General features: G+C 32.4%; 14 protein-coding genes. 5 read left to right on the forward strand and 9 right to left on the reverse strand.

Annotation, left to right across the window (positions count from 1 at the left end):
• Position 1 precedes the first annotated feature (1 nt).
• The 4 genes from CLU81_RS08585 to CLU81_RS08600 form a co-directional block, all read right to left on the reverse strand.
• Positions 2-1,423 (reverse strand): GDSL-type esterase/lipase family protein, encoded by a 1,422-nt coding sequence (locus CLU81_RS08585; protein ID WP_099709440.1) that lies wholly within the window; start codon positions 1,421-1,423, stop codon positions 2-4.
• The gene (locus CLU81_RS08590) at positions 1,416-2,900 is read right to left on the reverse strand and encodes an SGNH/GDSL hydrolase family protein (protein WP_099709441.1); all 1,485 of its coding nucleotides are present in this window, start codon (positions 2,898-2,900) and stop codon (positions 1,416-1,418) included. The genes CLU81_RS08585 and CLU81_RS08590 overlap by 8 nt, the downstream gene beginning before the upstream one ends.
• Positions 2,901-3,176: 276 nt before the next feature.
• Positions 3,177-4,595, reverse strand: a complete 1,419-nt coding sequence (locus CLU81_RS08595; protein ID WP_099709442.1) for an HmuY family protein — start codon at positions 4,593-4,595, stop codon at positions 3,177-3,179.
• 12 nt (positions 4,596-4,607) lie between these two features.
• Positions 4,608-6,770 carry a TonB-dependent siderophore receptor gene (locus CLU81_RS08600; RefSeq protein WP_099709443.1) on the reverse strand — a complete coding sequence of 721 codons (2,163 nt, stop codon included), beginning with the start codon at positions 6,768-6,770 and terminating at the stop codon, positions 4,608-4,610.
• A 106-nt stretch (positions 6,771-6,876) separates the two neighbouring features.
• On the opposite strand from CLU81_RS08600, the gene CLU81_RS08605 reads away from it, so the two are divergent.
• The 3 genes from CLU81_RS08605 to CLU81_RS08615 all read left to right on the forward strand — a co-directional run bounded on the left by CLU81_RS08605 (position 6,877) and on the right by CLU81_RS08615 (position 9,327).
• Positions 6,877-7,779 (forward strand): DUF6607 family protein, encoded by a 903-nt coding sequence (locus CLU81_RS08605; protein ID WP_099712709.1) that lies wholly within the window; start codon positions 6,877-6,879, stop codon positions 7,777-7,779.
• A 382-nt stretch (positions 7,780-8,161) separates the two neighbouring features.
• Positions 8,162-8,464 (forward strand): transposase, encoded by a 303-nt coding sequence (locus tag CLU81_RS08610; protein WP_099707978.1) that lies wholly within the window; start codon positions 8,162-8,164, stop codon positions 8,462-8,464.
• A complete protein-coding gene (locus CLU81_RS08615; RefSeq protein ID WP_233209776.1) occupies positions 8,461-9,327 on the forward strand; it encodes an IS3 family transposase in 867 nt (288 codons plus the stop codon). Before CLU81_RS08610 ends, CLU81_RS08615 begins: the two co-directional genes overlap by 4 nt.
• A gap of 306 nt (positions 9,328-9,633) precedes the next feature.
• On the opposite strand, the gene argS is transcribed toward CLU81_RS08615, so the two are convergent.
• Positions 9,634-11,412 carry an arginine--tRNA ligase gene (gene argS, locus CLU81_RS08620; protein ID WP_099709444.1) on the reverse strand — a complete coding sequence of 593 codons (1,779 nt, stop codon included), beginning with the start codon at positions 11,410-11,412 and terminating at the stop codon, positions 9,634-9,636.
• Between the two features lie 325 nt (positions 11,413-11,737).
• On the opposite strand from argS, the gene CLU81_RS08625 reads away from it, so the two are divergent.
• Positions 11,738-14,158 carry a TonB-dependent receptor domain-containing protein gene (locus tag CLU81_RS08625; protein WP_099709445.1) on the forward strand — a complete coding sequence of 807 codons (2,421 nt, stop codon included), beginning with the start codon at positions 11,738-11,740 and terminating at the stop codon, positions 14,156-14,158.
• 88 nt (positions 14,159-14,246) lie between these two features.
• Here the strand turns inward: CLU81_RS08625 and CLU81_RS08630 are convergent, their stop codons facing one another.
• From CLU81_RS08630 to CLU81_RS08640, 3 genes are all read right to left on the reverse strand, one after another.
• The gene (locus tag CLU81_RS08630) at positions 14,247-14,918 is read right to left on the reverse strand and encodes a copper homeostasis protein CutC (RefSeq protein WP_099709446.1); all 672 of its coding nucleotides are present in this window, start codon (positions 14,916-14,918) and stop codon (positions 14,247-14,249) included.
• Between the two features lie 206 nt (positions 14,919-15,124).
• On the reverse strand, positions 15,125-15,448 hold the full coding sequence (locus tag CLU81_RS08635; RefSeq protein ID WP_099709447.1) for a GIY-YIG nuclease family protein: 324 nt from the start codon (positions 15,446-15,448) through the stop codon (positions 15,125-15,127).
• Between the two features lie 248 nt (positions 15,449-15,696).
• The gene (locus CLU81_RS08640) at positions 15,697-16,704 is read right to left on the reverse strand and encodes a 3-oxoacyl-ACP synthase III family protein (RefSeq protein WP_041519914.1); all 1,008 of its coding nucleotides are present in this window, start codon (positions 16,702-16,704) and stop codon (positions 15,697-15,699) included.
• Between the two features lie 266 nt (positions 16,705-16,970).
• Here CLU81_RS08640 and CLU81_RS08645 point away from each other — a divergent pair, with 266 nt between their 5' ends.
• Positions 16,971-19,382: a prolyl oligopeptidase family serine peptidase gene (locus CLU81_RS08645; RefSeq protein WP_099709448.1), complete on the forward strand. Its 2,412-nt coding sequence runs from the start codon at positions 16,971-16,973 to the stop codon at positions 19,380-19,382.
• A gap of 106 nt (positions 19,383-19,488) precedes the next feature.
• Here CLU81_RS08645 and CLU81_RS08650 read toward each other — a convergent pair whose 3' ends face one another.
• Positions 19,489-20,439, reverse strand: a complete 951-nt coding sequence (locus CLU81_RS08650) for an ABC transporter ATP-binding protein (RefSeq protein WP_099709449.1) — start codon at positions 20,437-20,439, stop codon at positions 19,489-19,491.
• Between the last annotated feature and the right edge of the window lie 93 nt (positions 20,440-20,532).

A 20,532-nucleotide genomic window follows, 5' to 3' on the forward strand; every position in this document is an offset into this window, starting at 1 on the left:
CTTAATTCTTTAATTTAAAATTATTGTATGCGCTTAAAAATGCCTGTGTAAACAAATTCCCTTGCTTTTCGTATCCGTTTTTAGAATAATGAACCCAATCCGGTCCTATTAATCCTTGAGTTTTTAATTGATTAATTCCATGCATTCCTCCAAATTCATCATATAAATCCCAAACGGCAATATTATCCGTTTCGGCAATTTGAATTATACTTCTGGCATAATCGAATATATAAGTATTAGTTCTTCTGCCTTTAAGCAAAGACGGCGCCGGCGTGCTAATAATTATCGGAACGTTTATATTTTGTTCTCTGACTTTCTTAATAAACTGACGAATCTGTTCAATATAAGCCGGAGCTTCCATATGATCGTAGCTTTCATTTGTTCCTAAAGAAAGGACCAACAAATCAGGATGTAACGCTTTTAACTGCTCAAAGAACAAAGGATATTTAGTATAATCCGAAAACTTAGCACCGTTTACTCCAATACTGCTGTAAATTAACCCTGGTGAATCCTTCTCGAGAACAATTCCGTTTAGTTCATATTTTTTAGCGTCTTTATTCGGAATCAAATAAATTTTATCTAATGCTTTATCTGAATTGTAATAATGACTAAAGGAATCTGATTCTAAATCTAAAGAAACAAACGAAGAATTCTTGATTGCCTTAGGTTTTGTTTCGTTTGTTTGAATTTTCAAAACTCTTCCAGCACGAATATTATCTGACTTTAAGTGATTGTTTCTTTTGATTTCGGCAACTGAAACATTGTATTTATCAGCAATTGTCGATATCGCTTCTCCTTTTTTGATTTTGTGTGTTATTACTTTTCGCTCTGTCGACTGAATAATATTGGTTTGCGCTGATGTTGCCAAATCAAACATATTCTGGTTTTGCGGCGTAATAATTCGAATTGTATTAAACTTATAAGCCGCATCTTTGACATTCAGTTCAACTGCAAAACCACCAGTATCTCTCCAAAGTCCAATTCCGCTTAAACCAATAGGAACGTTTTTAAAGGGATGAATATTTCGGTAACTTTCCCATACTCTATTCGAACGAAAACGCTCATTATAAGATCCGTTTGTATTGGCTAATTGATAAGGAAAAACTAAACCACGACCTGCATTTCCAAATTTCTGCTGTAGATTCTTTCTGATTTCATTGGTCATTAAATCACCCTGAATATGAGAATCTCCAATATGAACAATGTTTATCTTTTGATTGTTGTTCTTTTCATTTTTCTGCAATTTCTCAAAAAAGCTTTCTAATACTTTTGCATTATAAATCTCCTGATCAGAAAAGGGTTCAATCACTGCTGAATCGACTTTGTGAATCATATTTTTTGCTATTGGATGTGAATCTGTCGTTTTTGGTTTTTCGTTTGTTGAGAAAAAAAGGCAACAAAACAAAATTAGAAGTCTAGTCATCTACGCTATCTTTTTTTACAGAAACAGAGTCTGTATTTGTTTTTTTGACTGTTTTTCGTTTATCGGTAACAGTTTCTCTATTCTCACGAAGTACTTTATATTCTTCGTATCCTTTGTTCAATTGATCGTACAATAATCTACCAATTGCTTTTGCACCACGCTGATTAAAGTGTGTATAATCTTTATTGGCTTTCGCCGGAGATTCGTCAACCCATTTTACCATCGATCCGTCACCGCCCATTAAAGTATATAAATTTACAAATCCTGATTCGGTTTCTAATGCATATCTTTTTTGAGCTTTCATTAAAGGAACAACAGCAGAATCTGTTTTCATTTCAAGATCATACTTAGTCGATTTATCTGCGGTTGAAATAATCAAAATCGAAACTCCAGGGAATGATTCTTTGATTTTATTTACTGTTTTTTTCATTCCTCTTTCGTACCAGAAATAATTCTTAGTTCCGTAGTTCAATACGTTGGTTCCATAATGCAAGATAATCAAATCGTATTTTAGATTAGTATTAAATGCTTGCATTACGCCTGCATCAAAACCAGAAATTGGCAATCCTGAATTTCCTCTTTGTGAGAAGTTATCAACGTGAACTCCTTTTCCATTATCAAAATTAAATCCGTAAATCGGAATTGAATCTGCGTGAATAAAGTTTGCTTTGAAAGCTTTTATACTTCCTGAAGTAACTTTTAAAGTATTTACTAAATTATTCGGAATTAAGCTTTTTCGTAATGTATCTCTTCCGATCACAAAATTTACATTTCCTCTTTTAGAAGCTCTTCCATAAAACAATGTTGGATTATCTAATGATGTTGAGTTTTTATTTAATCCAGCTTCGTATTGAACCCAGGTTGAATTTGCTTTATCATTTGCAAAAAATACGTGTCCGTTTACACCAAAAGGACTTATTGGTCTCTTGACATTCAAATATGATTGTGTTTTCCAGTTCTTAGAATACAATGATTTTACGGAACCTCTGGAAGCAGAAGATTCCGAAGTTATAGGCACAAAACCAACTCCGTTTCCACCAAAACGTTCCTGATAATTGGCACGAACATCCTGCACAATTAAATCTCCATCTGTCATGGAATCTCCATAATAAGCAATTCTGACATTGCTCTGCGGATTCTTTTCAAGCTGGTATAATTTTTCATAAAAAGATATCAAATACTGATAACCTTTGTAATTATCAAAAGTCTCAGATGGAAATTCAATTCCTTCTGTAGCATTATAAATGATTTTTTCCTCGCCCAGTCTTCGCTCGCTCTCCTCGATACTATCGCCTTTTAGCGATAATGAATCTTTTGCCACTGATTCTAAAAGCATACTATCGATTAGTACATTTTTGGAATCAATTTTACTTTCTGAAAAGATTTTATCCGGCAAGATTTGCTTAAATCCAATAAAGGCTACAAACGCTAAAGCTACGATTGCAAAAGACTGAAAAAAATAAGATTTTGTATTCACCTACTAATTATAAATTTGAAGAATAGCATTACAAGAATTAAACCATATTTAAATCTGTATTAATTGCCTGTAAAAAAATATGCGCAAAGATAGGACTAAAAATGAATGTATTGTTCATTTTATTTGAACTAAAAACAAAAAAAGAGGCTAGACGAATCTAACCTCTTTATCAAAAAAAAATAAAAAAAACAAAGCTAATGATTAACTATTTTTTGATGCAAGACATCATATAGTATTATGAAATAACCTTTATAGTCTTTAGTTTTTCATTATGAATTATTTCAAAATAGCATATTGGAATGTAGGATAACCTCTTTCTCCTCCAGCATTTAAACCTCCTGTAAATTTCACTTTATAAACATTTCCTGCAGGATCTTTAACCACAAAGAAACGATCTGTTTTCACTGTAAGTGCAGAAATTGGATTTCCGTTTGCATCAGTTCCTCCTCCAGTAGTACTTCTCCAGTTTGAACCGATATTTCTTTGATCCGCTGTGAATTTAGCGCTCTCAACATTTGCTAATGTAAATGCATCGTATGTAAAAGCAGTTGTAAGTACCTGATAAGCTTGTGCGCCACCATTAAGATTACCTAAAACAAAATCTGCAAAACTATATGGAGTTAACCCATTTTGTCCTTGGATAACATTAGTAAAACTTGTAAAGCTAATATCCCATTGTGCTTTTTGAGGCTCTACACTAACCGTTTTTTTATCCAGAAGACTTAAAAATGTAAAGTTATAAGCTGCATTTTTTGTAACAATAATTTCTTCGTGAGTTGTAGCTGCAATATCAGCATACTGAACTTTATAATCATTACCACTTCTTAAAATTCTAACTTTTTTCCATCCTCTCGAAGTTCCTGTGCCTGAACCTTCTTTACCTGGTGCTGGTTGTACAGAAGCAGGATTACTTCCCATATTAATTAAATATACTTTGTTATCAGCATCTGTTGCAGAGATTGTCGCAATAGCTGTTTTAGTAAGAATTCCAGTAGGATCATCAACTTGAGCAGGATCTCCACTACCATTAACAAGCATTGTTGCATCTTCTGCTTGAACTTCATCAATATTAGTACTAGCTGTTTGCTTAGCAGACATTTTCACAGTATGGTTTATTACAACTCTAAAATCTGCTCCAGAATAAAAACCTAAATCCCAAGAAGTTCTTAGAACACTTGTCATTTTTCCGCTGCTTAAATCAACGAAAACTTGATTTGGCTGTGTTGGCCCACCAACTTCAGGGGCTAACGAACTTCCTAAAGATGCAGTTTCATTAAAGTTCACCTGAATAGTTTTCTTTTCAGCAATTGTAGTATTGATAGTAGCACTTACAATAGTAAATACTACATTTTTCACCTGACCTTCCACAGCATCTTTTAATTTATTGAAAGTAAAAGACACGGAAGAAACATTTTTTTCAAAAGGAATTACAACCGTTTTTCCTGCAGCAGCTGGCAAAGTCGTAAAGTCAGTACCACTTACAACAGCAGTTTCCACAAATGATACAGTTAGCGATCCGGCAGCTGCTGTAGGAGTTGCAAATTTTATCTCGATTGGAGTTGCGGCAGCAGTTAAATTTACTGAAGTTGCAGCAAAAGCGACTGAATTAACAGCAACCGTTTGATCATCGTCATTATTACAAGCTGTAAAAGCAAGTAATACGAAAGAAAGAATTAAAATAAAGTTCTTTTTCATGGTATTTATATATTAATTAAAATTTAGATTATACGTAAGTTTTAAGAAGTAAGAGCGGCCATATCCTAACATCATATCAGTACTCGCTCCGCCATGTGCTCCTCCAGATGCATCGCCTCCCCCTCCATTCTGAACAGATTGAAGACTAGTAACATTAAAGAGGTTTCTGGCTCCAACAGTAATTTCAAATTGATTTTTAAAAAATGATTTTCGAATAGAAGCATCCATCCAACTATAAGGCTGTAATTCCTCTAAAAAGAAACCAGCTTTTCCATCGGCGCCAGTTCCTGCTACATACTGTTGCTGCTGCCCATTATATTTATAAAAAACAGCCAACAAAGTATTCCATTTAGAAATATTATAAGAGATGCTTGAATTTAATCTTAGCGAATAGAAAAACTTATCATCAGATACTAAGTTTTCAGCAGCTAAATCAAGTTTTCTGGAAATTCCAACTACCGCAGCTCCCAACATTACATTCCAATTTTTATAAGTGTATTGCTCAACAGTGGAAATGTTCCACATTTTGTATTTGTTGATATTAAGATATTTATAATTCCAAGTCGGTTTGACCTGAGTTGTAACCAAATCAATTCGATCGTCAACATCTAAATAGGTTACAGCCAAGTTATTTGAGATTTGTCCACCAGAATCAAACGTACAAGCTCTTTTAAAACTTACTTCATAAGAAGTGCTGTTTTCAGGAATCAAATCTGGATTTCCTTGCATATTGTGATTAGAATCGACAAAATATGTATACAATTCATCAAAGTTCGGAGTTCGATATGATTTACCTAAAGAAGCTCTTGCTTCCAATCCTTTATCAAAAAGATATCGTAAACCTAATGAACTTGCATACTGATTTTCAAAAGCGGATTGAAATGAAAATCGAAGTCCCGGACGAATTGAGAATTTATCGCTTACACTAATTTCGGCAACCGAATAAATATCATAATTCTCAAGTCTCTTCCTAATATCTACTGCCTGCTGATTATCATCTCTAAAAGCTCCAACTGATGAATCATAAAATCCATTTTCATTTGTAATTTCATAACCTAGCTGAAAATCAACTTTTTTACTATCAAAGAAATTACTCAATGTTCCCGTAGAATAAAATACCTCTTTTGATTGATAATTCTTTCTCTCGTTATTAAATTCTTTGCGTGTTTCAATTTGATACTCGAAATTTTCTAAATCACGTTCTTGTTTTTGTTGAGAAACCGAAACATTATATTTTAATTTTGAGAAGACATTACCACTTGCGTTTAGATGATGATAAAAACGATTGGTAATATATCTTTTATCCTTTGCAAAATAAGTATCCGGAAAAGGATAATTATCCTGTATATTTAAGATTGGACTGTAAAAATGTACATCTTCACCATAATAATCAAATTTGTAAAAAATTCTAAAAGCATCTTTTTGATACCCCAGAATCGCATTTCCTACCAATTGTTCTTTCGGCAGTTGTGTATATCCCCTAAGATCATCATTTTTGTCGTAATCTTTTCCTTGTTTATTATCATAAAAACCAGCCATTGCATTGCGATTCGCTCCTATGTTAACAAACCAATTTTCATTAAAATTATGACCAATTTTAACTGATTGTATATGACGTCCTTTATCAAAAAAAGCAAATTCCTTTCCAACTGTTTCTTCCTGAACAGTTGCACTTATCTGCCACTTATATCCGCCTCCTTTTTTAGTAATAATATTTAAAATTCCCGTTACTGCATTCGCTCCGTGAGTTACTCCCATCGAGCCTTCAATTATTTCAATACGTTCAACATCATCAAGATTCACCTGTGTTAAATCGACATTTGTCCCCATACCTGTATCACTTACTAGTGGTATGTTATCAACCAAAATTTTAAAATACTGGGCATCTAATCCAAACATAGAAACCTTTGAGCGCCCATCATCACCATTCGACGTTACGCTAATATTCAGATACTGATTTAAAACATCAGCTAAATTATTTGCTGCAAGTTGCTTTATATTCTCTTTAGTAATCACTCGAACATTAAAAACAGATTTTTTTATAGATTGTGGTTCCAATTGTCCAGTAACAACTACTTCAGAAAGTTTTTCTCGAGATGCAACAGTATCTTTTTGCTGCGCAAAGGATATTTGGCAAAAAAGAAAAGCAGCAAAAAGGGTAAATTTTATTTTCATTATTTTTATTCAGTCTTAATAATGGCGCAAATATAGAAACTATTTTTATTTGTTCTAAATAAAAAACATATATTTGCGAAAAATTTTAAAACAAAAAAATAAAGTTATGATTTCAAAAAGCCTCTATTTTTCAGCCATAATGGCTTTGACATGCAGCCTTGGTTTCAGTCAGGACAAAAAACAACAAGACATTAAGTCAATCAAATCAATGTGTGGTTGTTATGAAGTAAAATTTAATTTTACAGAAACTTTTAAATACCCTAAAGATTCTATTACATATAAGTCTTCACCAACTAAACATGAATCTGCATTAGAATGGGTAGAACTTTTAGAAGACACTCCAAATAAAATTGTAATGCAACACTTATTAATAGTAAGCGATGATATGATCATCAAACACTGGAGACAAGATTGGCTGTATGAAAACACTGATTTATATTCATTTGACAAAGGAACTTCTTGGAAATACAAAAAATTAGAAAAGAAGGCTGTTAAAGGACAATGGACTCAAAAAGTATATCAAGTAGATGATAGTCCTAGATATGAAGGATCTTCGACTTGGGTACACGTTGACGGACAAGATTACTGGTCAAATGTTGCTGATGCGCCTTTACCAAGAAGAGAGCAAACTATACGTAATGACTATAATGTTTTGAAAAGAAGAAACATTCATGAAATTACTGCTACAGGATGGAATCATGAGCAAGACAACGATAAACTAGTTAGAGATGACAGTGGAAAAGATGTCTTGTTAGCACAAGAAAAAGGAATGGATATTTACACTAAAGTTCCAGATGTTAAATGTATCGCTGCTCAAAAATGGTGGGTTGCCAACAATGCACTTTGGAAAAATGTTCGTGACAAATGGCAAACTCTTTTTGACAGACATCAAGACTTAAACCTAGAAGCTAAAGTTGATAGAAAAGCTCTTTATTCTCTTTTGTTTGATTTAAAACCAGACGCAACAAAAGCAGAAACAGATGCAATCATCAACAAGTTCGTAAAATAAAAATGTTTGTGTTAGTTGCAAAAAAGCCGATAGTGTCAAAACTATCGGCTTTTTTATTTTAAAAAAACCGCCTGAAATTTAATCCAGACGGTTTACCCTTTTATGTTTTCCACTAAATGTTTACTAATCCAATATAATTCAAAACGATATAGGGATTTATTGTTACTATATTATAAACGCAATAAAATGCATTTAATTTTTATCTCTCGTTACCGTAAGAATTCTTTCCTGTGCAAATCGTTAAACATTGTGCATTCTAAAAACATAATAGTAAGTCCTCTTTTTTGTCTCAACAATCAATACTTTATTAAAAATGGAGTTGCTACATTTACTGGGACATAAATTTTAAGACTGTTTAAATAAAAATAAATATCTTAGAATTATGAAAAAACGAGTTTACAGTGCTGAGTTTAAATCATCAGCAGTACGATTAAGTTACGAGCGAGAAAACATCAAAGAATTAGCAGATGAACTAGGCGTCCAGGTAGAGCGTATTTATAAATGGAGGTCTTCTCAAAAAACATTTACTAATCTACAACCAATTATTTCTAAAAAGACAGAGATAGATTCTTTAGAAGTAAAACAATTACGAAAAGCCCTTAAAGAAAAAGAATTAGAGCTTGAGATATTAAAAAAGGCCGTTCACATCTTTTCCAAGAGCGATGGGAAATCTACCAATTTATAGTCAGCTATAAACATTTATATCCTATTGAAAAGATGTGCAGCGTTTTAAAAGTAAGCCGAAGTAGTTATTATAGATGGTTCAGTGGCGGTCCTTCTAATAGATTTATAGAAAATAGTCTATTTACAGATTTAATAAAAGAAGTTTTTGATCTAAGCAGTCAAACTTACGGAAGTCCCAGAATAGCGGAACAGCTAAAAAGAAAAGGATATAAAATATCCAAAAGGAAAGTTGCTAAATTGATGCTTCTTAATGGCTGGAGAAGTAAACTTAAAAGACGCTTTAAAGTAACCACAGATTCTAATCATCGATATCCAGTGTGCAGTAATCATCTCAATAGAAATTTTACACCAAAATCACTTAATGAGGTTTGGGTGTCTGATATAACCTATATAAGAACAGCTGCCGGCTGGTTATATCTTACTACTATTATTGATTTATATGACAGGCAGGTTATAGGATGGTCATTAAGCACACGAATGTATACCGATCAAACGATTATTCCAGCTTGGAAAATGGCAGTATCAAAAAGAGAAATAACAGAATCTTTACTTTTTCATTCAGATAGAGGAATACAATATGCTTCGATAGAATTCAGAAAATTGATTAATAAAAATACTTTAATCACTCAAAGTATGAGTAGAAAAGCTAATTGTTGGGATAATGCTGTAGCTGAAAGTTTTTTCAAGACCCTTAAAGCAGAACTTATCTATCAGCATAAATTCACAACCATTGAAGAAGCTAAATTAGCAGTCTTTGAATATATAGAAGTATGGTATAATAGAAAACGTCTGCATTCTTCTTTGGGATATAAAACACCTAAAGAAATGGAACTAGAATTTTATAAAATAGAAAGTGTAGCATAGGTCTTAGAAAATTTGTCCGACTTTTTGTTGCAAGTCCAAATAAGGTAAGGCATAAAAAAAACCGTCTAAATCAAGTTTAAACGGTTTAATCCTTTATTCCTTATTTTATTTTCTACTTAAAGTTTACTAATTTAAAATAACTAAAAATAAATATAAGGAGATGTTTTACTAATTATTAACCTAACAAAACATATCGTAAAAGTAGCTTATCATACAGCCGAAATCCGACACTATAAGTTTTTAAAGCAATAAAAAAAGCCAATAGTTTTTCAACTATTGGCTTTTTATTCTTAAGTATTAAAACTTTTACATTCTTTCCGGAACTTCGATTCCTAATAATGTAAAAGCTGATTTTATAACTTCGGCTACTTTTTGAGAAAGCTGAACTCTGAATATTTTTTTTGTCAAATCGATTTCACCTAATATATGAACTGATTGATAAAATGAATTATACTCTTTTACCAAATCATATGTATAATTAGCGATTAAAGCAGGACTATGATTTTGAGCTGCATTTTGAATTACTTCCGGGAAAAGCTCGATTTGTTTTACCAGTTCTTTTTCTTTTTCGTGTAATTCTTGTATGTCTGTTTTGGCTGAAAAATCAAAATCGGCTTTACGAATTATTGACTGAATTCTCGCGTAAGTATATTGTATAAAAGGACCTGTATTTCCAGCAAAATCTACAGATTCTTCAGGATTAAACAAAATACGTTTTTTAGGATCTATTTTTAAAATGTAATATTTCAATGCTCCTAAACCAATTGTTTTGTACAATTTAGCTTTTTCTTCTGCAGAATAACTGTCCAGTTTTCCTAAATCTTCTGAAATTTGTTTTGCTGTGTCTGTCATATCTTGCATCAAATCATCAGCATCTACAACAGTTCCTTCACGGCTTTTCATTTTTCCAGAAGGTAAATCTACCATTCCGTATGACAAATGATATAGAGTTGAAGACCAATCAAAACCTAATTTTTTCAAGATTAAGAATAAAACTTTGAAGTGATGATCTTGCTCGTTTCCAACTGTGTAAACCATACCTCCAACATCTGGCATGTCTTTAACACGCTGAATTGCAGTTCCAATATCTTGCGTCATATAAACCGCAGTTCCATCTGAACGCAATACGATTTTACGATCTAAACCTTCATCTGTTAAATCAATCCAAACTGAACCATCAGGATCTTTTTCGAAAACTCCTTTGTCAAGTCCAACCTGAACTACATCCTTTCCTAATAAATAAGTATTACTTTCATAATAATATTTATCAAAATTAACTCCAAGATTAGTGTATGTTATTGCAAAACCATCATAAACCCATTGGTTCATCATTTTCCAAAGCGAAATTACTTCTTCATCTCCAGATTCCCATTTTTGTAGCATTTCCTGAGCTTCAACAATAATTGGAGCTTGTTTTTTTGCTTCTTCTTCGGTTTTACCGGCTTCTATTAATTGATTGATTTCGCCTTTATAAGCTTTATCAAATTCAACATAATATTTACCAACTAACTTATCCCCTTTTAAACCTGAACTTTGAGGAGTTTCGCCATTTCCAAATTTCTGCCAAGCCAGCATTGATTTACAAATATGAATTCCACGATCGTTTATAATTTGAGTTTTATATACTTTTTTTCCAGAAGCTTTAATGATTTCGGCCACAGAATATCCTAACAAATTGTTACGAACGTGTCCTAAATGCAAAGGCTTATTTGTATTTGGCGAAGAATATTCGACCATTATTGCTTTATCTTCCGGATTTGGAGTTACATATCCAAACTTATTATTCTCTCTGATTTCATTAAAGAAATTTAAATAATAACTATCAGCAATTACTATATTCAAAAATCCCGAAACAACATTAAAACCTGCTACTTCAGGAAGATTATCTACTAAATAGTTTCCTATTTTATTTCCTAATTCTACAGGATTGCTTTTGATGACTTTTAGCAAAGGAAAAATCACCATTGTAATATCGCCTTCAAACTCTTTTCTAGTAGTTTGAAATTCGATTTTATCAACAGTAACATCAAATAATGCTTGTATTGCTTTTTGTATAGAAGGAGTAAGAATTTGTTGTAATGACATGTAAACTTATTTTTAAAGTGAGCAAAGATACTGCTTATTCATCAATTAGAGAAAACGAAAAACATATAAAATACAAGAAAACGATTAGAATTTCTTAAAAAGTAAATCGTTCTCAATGTTAAAATTATCAAAAAATCAAAACGCTAATCTCCTATAAAACAGATGATCTCTAAATAAAACTTTTTTTTATTTGATTTTCCTGTAACATATCGATGATAAAAGAGTCTTAATAGGGACACTTTAAATTCGTTTAAAGAAAAAAACTAAAAAAAAACAAAATAACAATCATCATCATCAATCAATCAAAAAAATCAATTATTACCATATGAAACTAAAATTCTTACTGTTTGCATTACTGGGTGTATTTGCAACAGCACAAGCTCAGAATGCCGGGGTAGTATCCGGAAAAATTACCGAAAAGTCAAATAATGCACCAATTTCTTATGCTACGGTTTCTATTAAAGACAACGGAAAAGTAGTATCAGGAGTTAACACAGATGACAATGGTGATTTTAGTATTAAAAATTTAGCGCTAAAAAACTATACTATCGAAATTCAATACATTGGATTTAGAAAATATATTGGTTCAGTAATCTTAAGTGATAACAAAAAAACAGCTACTGTTAATGCATCTCTTGAAGAAGAAGCTACTCAGCTAAAAGGTGTTAACATTGTAGCAGAACGCTCTACTATTGAACAAAAAATTGATAGAAAAGTAATTACTGTTGGAAAAGATTTAACAACAGCGGGAGCTTCTGCTTCTGATATTATGAGTAACATTCCGTCTGTAAATGTTGATCAGGATGGAAAACTTTCTCTTCGTGGAAACGATAATGTGCGTGTTTTAATTGACGGAAGACCTTCGAATATTGACCCTGCTCAATTATTGAAACAAATTCCATCAACTTCTATCAAAAAAATTGAGTTAATCACCAATCCAAGTGCGAAATACAATCCTGAAGGAATGTCTGGAATCATCAATATTGTTTTGCACAAAAATGCTAACACAGGTTTCAACGGAAGCTATAGTGGCGGTATTACTTTTGGAGAAACTGCCAAATACAATCAATCATTAGATTTGAATTATAAAACTGGAAAAGTAAACTTCTTCGGAAATGTGGGTGAAAATTTTGGAACTTATTTTAACAATGGCCGAATTGCAAGATTAGATCAGGATGTTAACCAAAAATTAAAAATCTCTAATGACAATGACAATTATTTGTATAAAGTTGGTATGGATTATTTAATCGATGATCATAATACTTTATCTTTTTATACAAATCAAAATAAATCTACCGGAACCGGAATTGTATTAACAGATATTGATTATAATAACGGTGATCCGGATATTAAAAACATCTATCAAAAAGCAAGATATCAAGGACCTAATCAAACTGGTACTTATAATTTAGCTTACAAACACATCTTTAAAAAAGAAGGTCATACTTTAGATTTTGAAGCAAACTATAGTGATACTAAAGAAACTCAAGATGCAAGTTTTGATACTAAAACAACAAGCCCTAATAACACTTCTAAAGACATTGTTTACAATGACGCTACAGGCGAGAACAGAAAACTAGGTACTTTCAACGTTGATTATGTAAACCCGTTAAACGAAAAAACTACTCTTGAAGCTGGTGCTGAAGCCAGAATTACAAGAACGGATAACGATTACCATACAGCTAATCCTGCGGTTACTGATCCTATAGATCAAACTTCTATCTATACATATGATACCGATATTTACTCTGCTTATGTAACTTTTGGTCAGAAATTCAAAAAATTCAGCTACCAGATAGGAACTCGTTTTGAAAGCTATCAGGTTAAGTCTAATCTTAATTATGGTTATAAAACTTTTAATGATGATTATATCACTTTGTATCCATCAGCATATTTTACTTATAATTTAAATGAGAAAAATGTATTGCAATTAAGCTATAGCCGTCGTGTTGACCGCCCAAGTTTAGAGCAGACAAAACCAATTCGTGAATTTTCTACTCCGCTGGTAACGTCTTACGGAAATCAGAATTTAAGACCTCAATTCACCAATTCGGTTGAAGTAAATTACACTAGAACTCTTGAAAAAGGAAGTATAACTACAGGAGTTTTTGTAAGAAGAATCAATGATCAAATAAGCAGAACTTTAAGTCCTGATCCAAATGACGATTCAGGATATAAACAAGTTTTAGGTTTTGCAAATTATGACAATAGTAGCTCTTATGGTTTTGAAGCTTCGTTAAATTATAAGCTTACAAAATGGTGGGATATCCAACCATCGATTGACTTTTCAAGTATAAAACAACACGGTGTTGTATTTGAATTTGATCCAAAAACAGGTAAAAGTTCACCGCTTGAACGCACTGTAACAACATCGGCATTTAATGCTCGTATGAACTCAAACTTCAAGCCTACAAAACGTTTAAGCTTTTTATTATTTGGTTTTTACAGAGGTCCGGTTGAAGAAATTCAACAACACAGAAAAGAAATGTACAAAATGGACATTGGTTCACGTTATACATTGTTAGACAATAAAATGAATATAAGTGTACGTTTTAACGACGTTTTCAACACAATGAAATATGCTTTTGACGGTGTTTATCCTTATCCTCAGGAAGGGCAATTTACATGGGAAAGTCAAACGGTTTATTTAGGATTGACTTATAACTTTGGAGGTGCAAAAATCAAAAACCTTCAACGTAAACAAAGAGAAGATAACACTAATAAAGGTGGTGGCGGAATGTTTTAATCCCTCTTTTATTAGTAGATTTTAATAGTTCTTGTAGAAAAGAAAAGCCTGGAGTATGCCAACTCCAGGCTTTTTTATGTAAATGCTTTTATAAAAAATTCTTTAATTCTTTTACTTCTTCCGGATTTGCAGTTTCTGTATTATCTGTAATCGCCGATGAATGATAAAAAGTAGGTTCCAGTTTATCCTGTAATAATTTAATATTCGAAGATCGTAAACCTCCGCCAGGCATTATTTCTATTTTATCTTTGGACCATTTTTGAATTTTCTCTAAAGTAAAAATTCCTTCTTCGACATTGATTCCTTGTCCTGATGTCAAAATAGTATTAAAACCACATTCAATTACATCTTTAAGAGATTCTTTGACATCTTTTACAACATCAAAAGCACGATGAAAAGTACAGGAAAGCGGACTTGCTAAATTGACTAATTCTTTGTTGCGTTTTTTATGAACACTTCCATCTGCTTTTAAAATTCCGAAAACAAAACCATCAACTCCCAATTTCTTAAATTGCTTGATATCTTGTTTCATTTCGACAAACTCCTCATCACTATAAACAAAATCTCCACCACGAGGTCTTATGATTACATGCATTTTTATGGATACATTCTCCCTCACTTTTAAGGCTAAAATATAGTTAGGAGTTGTTCCGCCAAGCTTCATATTATCACAAAGTTCAATTCGATCAGCTCCATTTTCTTGTGCAATTATGGCTGATTCGTAATTAAAACACGCTATTTCCAGTTGATTTTTTTTCATTTTAATCTAATTTAAAAAAGTATTCTTCGTCCTCACCTATTGTATAGACAATTTAATCGCAATCTACTGTCATCCTGAGCGGAGTCGAAGGCGTGCCAATTGGAACGCGGCCTTCGACTCCGCTCAGCCTGACAACCCCTTCGCTCTGACAGACAATATTGTCTACAGAACATTAATTGAGAGCAAAGTCGAAGGCTAATTTACTACTAAATCTTCTTTTTATTAAAATTTTTAAAATGAGTTTCATTCAAACATTCAGAAAGTTTTTTCAAATCATCCCAATTATCATTTATAATAGCTTCTTTCTTTTTCCTACTCCAACCTTTTACTTGTTTCTCGAATGAAATAGCTTGAATTACATCATTAAATTCAGTACAAAAAACTAATTCTAATGCTCTTTTATCATAAGTGTAACTTTCTTTATTTGAACCAAAACTATGTTCATTGAACCTTCTATCTACGTCATTTGTTATTCCAGTATAATAACTATTATCAGAACATTTTAATATATAAACATAATATCTTTTCATTTTTTACTTTATTTAAAAATATTTTAAAAGTAAGAAAAATATTTCATTAAATTTTCCCGATGATCTCAACGTATGTCATCCTGAGCGAAGTCGAAGGCGCGCCAATTGGAACATGGGCTTCGACTCCGCTCAGCCTGACAATTATCTCACACAATAAAGCAACGACTTCGCTTAACTTGAAAAATGAGTATAAAAAAACCTGCTCTAAAAAGAGCAGGTTTTTAAAATATGATATAAGAACACTTAAATTACCATTTGATAATCGCACTTGCCCAGGTAAATCCACTACCAAAAGCAGCCAAAACAACTGTATCTCCTGATTTGATTTTTCCTTGTTCCCAAGCTTCTGTCAATGCAATTGGAATAGATGCTGCAGTTGTGTTTCCGTATTTCTGAATATTATTATGAACCTGATCGTCGCTCAATTTGAATTTATTCTGAATGAATTGCGAGATTCTCAAATTTGCCTGATGCGGAATCAACATATCAATATCTGAAACTTGTAAACCATTTGCTTCCAAACCTTCATTGATTACTTCAGCAAAACGAACTACTGCATTTTTAAACACAAATTGTCCGTTCATATAAGGATAATAACTTTCATCATTCGGGTCATTATCTGCTAAGATATCCGTTACCCAACGCGCTCCCATTCCTGGTGCCTGCAAAGCTAACTCTTCAGCATGTTGTCCTTCAGAGTGTAAATGTGTCGATAAAATACCTTTTGTCAAATCTTCTTCACGGCTTAAAACTGCCGCTCCTGCTCCATCTCCAAAAATTACCGAAACTCCACGTCCGCGAGTTGTCATGTCCAATCCTGTTGAATGCACTTCTGAACCAATAACCAATATGTTTTTATACATTCCGGTTTTAATGTATTGATCCGCTACAGAAATCGCATAAACAAAACCAGAACATTGATTTCTAACATCTAATGCTCCTACAGTTCTTAATCCTAAATCACGTTGTACTAAAACTCCAGGTCCTGGAAAATAGTAATCAGGACTTAATGTAGCAAAAACTACAAAATCAATATCTTCTTTGGCAACGCCAGAACGTTCTATAGCAATTTTAGCTGCTTTTACTCCCATTGTTGTCGTGGTATCTTCTCCACGAATAATATGTCTACGCTCCTGAATCCCTGTTCGCTCCTGAATCCACTCATCATTGGTATCAATAATCTTAGACAAATCATCGTTGGTCACAACATTTGAAGGAACATAATATCCTAAGCCCGCTATTTTTGAATGATACATATTCTTTTATTATTTGTTAAAAAATTGGATTGCAAATTTAAGTATTGTTTAAAACATAAGCGTACAAATTACTCTTTTTTTCGTAATTAGCAATTTAATATACTTTAATTATACAACCTATTAAAGCAAGTTCAATTCTAAAAAACCAGTTTTTAGCCCAAAACAATGAAAAGTATGAAAAATAACGCATAAAATGTAACAAGAGTAAACTACCTTAGACAAACATTTATGAAAGCCACTTTTTTCAAACCCATAAAATTCAAACTATGAAATTAAAGGTTACATTATTCTTATTTTTAAATATTGGTTTCTTTGCTTTTGCTCAGGAAAACCTAACCTACCAAAAACCTTCTAAATCTATTCTGGATTTAGCAGATTATGAAAGAGCTCCGACAGTATCGATGGATACTAAAAAAGAAAATATGCTCTTAGTATACAGAAGTACATACAAAACATTGGACGATTTAAATCAGGAAGAACTTCGTTTGGGAGGTCTAAGGATCAATCCTGTTACCAATATTTCAAGTACAGTTACTTATATCAATAATCTGAAATTAAGAAAGATTAGCGGTAAAGACGAAATTCAAGTTACAGGTTTACCAAATAATCCTAAAATCAGTAACGTTCTTTGGTCTCCAAATGACAAAAAAATCCTGTTTTCGCATACCACAAATACTGGTGTAGAACTTTGGGTTTTGGATGTTGCATCGGCGCAAGCCACAAAACTAACAGAAGCTACTGTAAATGCAAATCTTGGAAATCCGTTTAGCTGGTTCTTAGACAACGAAACTATTTTGGTAAAAATGCTTCCAAAGGACAGAAAACCACTTTTAGATTCTAAAAAAGATTTACCAACCGGACCAATTATTTCGAATACTTCTGGAGAAAAATCTCAAAACAGAACCTATCCGGATATGTTGAAAAACAAAAATGATGAAGTTAATTTCGAAAACATCATTACATCTGAATTATACAAAGTCAACATCAATGGAAATGCGGTTTTATTTAAAGAAGCTGCAATGTTTGCTGGAGAAAGAATATCTCCTGATGGCAATTATATTATGTTGACAACCATTCAGAAACCATTTTCTTATGTTGTTCCTTTAAGCAGATTTCCATCGAGATCAATTGTTTACGACATTAGAGGAAAAGAAATCAAAACGGTTAACGAAGTTCCGTTGAACGAAATTATACCAAAAGGTTTTATGGCTGTTCGAAAAGGAAAAAGAGAAATGGCTTGGAGAAATGACAAACCTGCAACTTTATCTTATGTTACAGCTTTGGACGAAGGAGATCCTGCAAACAAAGTAGATTTTAGAGATGAGCTTTTTCTTTGGGATGCACCTTTTACAAGCGATGCAACTTCATTGGTAAAAATACCTCAGCGTTATAATGATGTTGTTTGGGGTAATGATAATATTGCTTTTGTTACTGACGAATGGTACGACACTCGTAATACCAAAACTTATTTGATTAATCCATCAAATCCAAGTCAGCAAGCAAAAGTAATTACGGACAGAAACCAACAAGACGTTTATTCAGATCCGGGTATTTTTGAAACCAAAAAGAATGAATACAATAAATATGTTCTGGCAATCGAAAAAGACAACGCTTACAGAATTGGTGACGGATATACTAAAAGCGGCCAGTTCCCATTTATTGATGAATTTAACTTAAAGACATTACAATCTAAACGTATTTATACTTCTTCTTATAAAGACAAAAAAGAAGATTTATTGGAAATTGAAGATTTTAGATCTGGTAAAGTTTTAGTTCAGATTCAGTCAAAAAGTGAATATCCGAATTATTACTTCAGAAATATTAAAAAACAAAACAGCTTAACTCCAATTACAACTTTCAAAAATCCGTTTGAAAGCATCAAAGATGTAAGCAAAGAAGTTATTAAATACAAACGTAAAGACGGATTAGAACTTTCAGGAACTTTATATCTTCCTGCTGGTTATGATAAAGCTAAAAAAGAGAAATTACCATTATTGATCTGGGCTTATCCTGCCGAATATAAAGACAGAAATAGTGCAGGACAATCTACTCAAAATTCAAATGAGTTTACTTTTCCTTATTATGGATCTTTTGTGTATTGGGTAACCAAAGGATATGTGGTTTTGGATGATGCAGCTTTCCCAATTATTGGAGAAGGAACTACAGAACCAAACGATAACTTTATCTCACAATTAGTAGATAATGCCGAAGCTGCAATTAATGCAGTTGATGCTTTAGGATATATTAATCGTAAAAAAGTCGCTATTGGCGGACATTCTTATGGTGCATTTATGACAGCAAATCTATTAACACATTCTAATTTGTTTGCCTGCGGAATTGCAAGAAGTGGAGCGTATAACAGAACTTTGACTCCGTTTGGTTTTCAAAGCGAGCAACGTAATTACTGGGAAGTTCCAGATGTTTACAACGCAATGTCTCCTTTTATGAATGCCGATAAAATGAAAACTCCAATTTTATTAGTTCACGGTGAAGCCGATAATAATCCCGGAACTTTCACTTTGCAAACAGAAAGATATTTTCAGGCTTTAAAAGGTTTAGGAGCTCCAGCAAGAATGGTGATTTTACCAAAAGAAGCACATAGTTATGTAGCAAAAGAAAACATCTTGCACTTACTTTGGGAACAAGATCAGTTTTTAGAAAAGTATTTAAAAAACTAGATTATTAGATAAAACAAACCCGATAGATTTCAAAAATCTATCGGGTTTGTTTTTTTTTATAGCATTAAAAAGAATTATCTAATTTTCTAATTGACACATTATCTAATTACAAATAATTTAAACCTAAGAAAATTTCCTGTTCAAGAGGTAAATCGATTTCACTTTCAAAAAATACTAGTTGTCTTTTATAAACAGTTTCAATCAAATAATGATTTCCTCTAAAATAAGTTCTTCTAATTTTTACCGGCAAATTAGATTCTGTAACCATTTTAAATTGATGCGGATAAACCAAAGTCTTATGATTTTGATCTTCATATGGAAGTAATAAATGCGTTGGAAGTTCATTTACTTCTCCAAAAAGTGACGCTACATATTTAGTTTCCGGATCTTCGTATATTTTTGTTGGATTGTCTTTAACGATGATTTCTCCGTTTCGCATTACAATCGCTTCATCTGCAAATGACAAAGCATCTGTACTATCGTGCGTTGCAATAATGCAAGTAATTCCTTTTTGTTTTAAGTAGCGGAATAAATTTCGGCGTAGAGCATTTTTTCTAAAAGCATCGATTTGGCTAAAAGGTTCGTCCAGTAAAATTACTTCCGGCTCTAACGCCAAAACTCTTACTAAAGCAACTCTTTGTTGTTGTCCTCCACTTAAAAATTTTGCTTTTACATTAGAGAAAGATTCCATTTCTACCATTTCTAATAATTCCTGAACACGAAGTTTTTTCATGTTTGCAAAACCATTCGAAAGAAACTTTCCAACATTTTCGGCTACAGTTTCAAAAGGAGACAAATCAAAATCCTGCGCCAGATATTTCATATAAGGCATTCCGGGAATTAAATTATACTTTGGACCTAAAACAGGTTTTTCATCATAAAAAATCTTGCCTTCATCAAGATCGTATAAACCGTATATTAATTTAAGAAGTGTACTTTTTCCGCAGCCACTTTCACCTATAATAGAAATATTGTCGCCTTTATTTACAGTAAAAGAAACGTTTTTTATAACAGGGGTTTCGGTGTACGAAAAAGAAATATTTTGAATGTCGAGCATGGGTTGTATTTGAAAGTCCAAATTTACAATGTTTAATTTCTAAAGTCAAAAAAAAGCTGCTTCAATTACGAAACAGCTTTTAAGAAATTTTAT

The organism is Flavobacterium sp. 9, from assembly GCF_002754195.1.
Lineage (GTDB): Bacteria > Bacteroidota > Bacteroidia > Flavobacteriales > Flavobacteriaceae > Flavobacterium.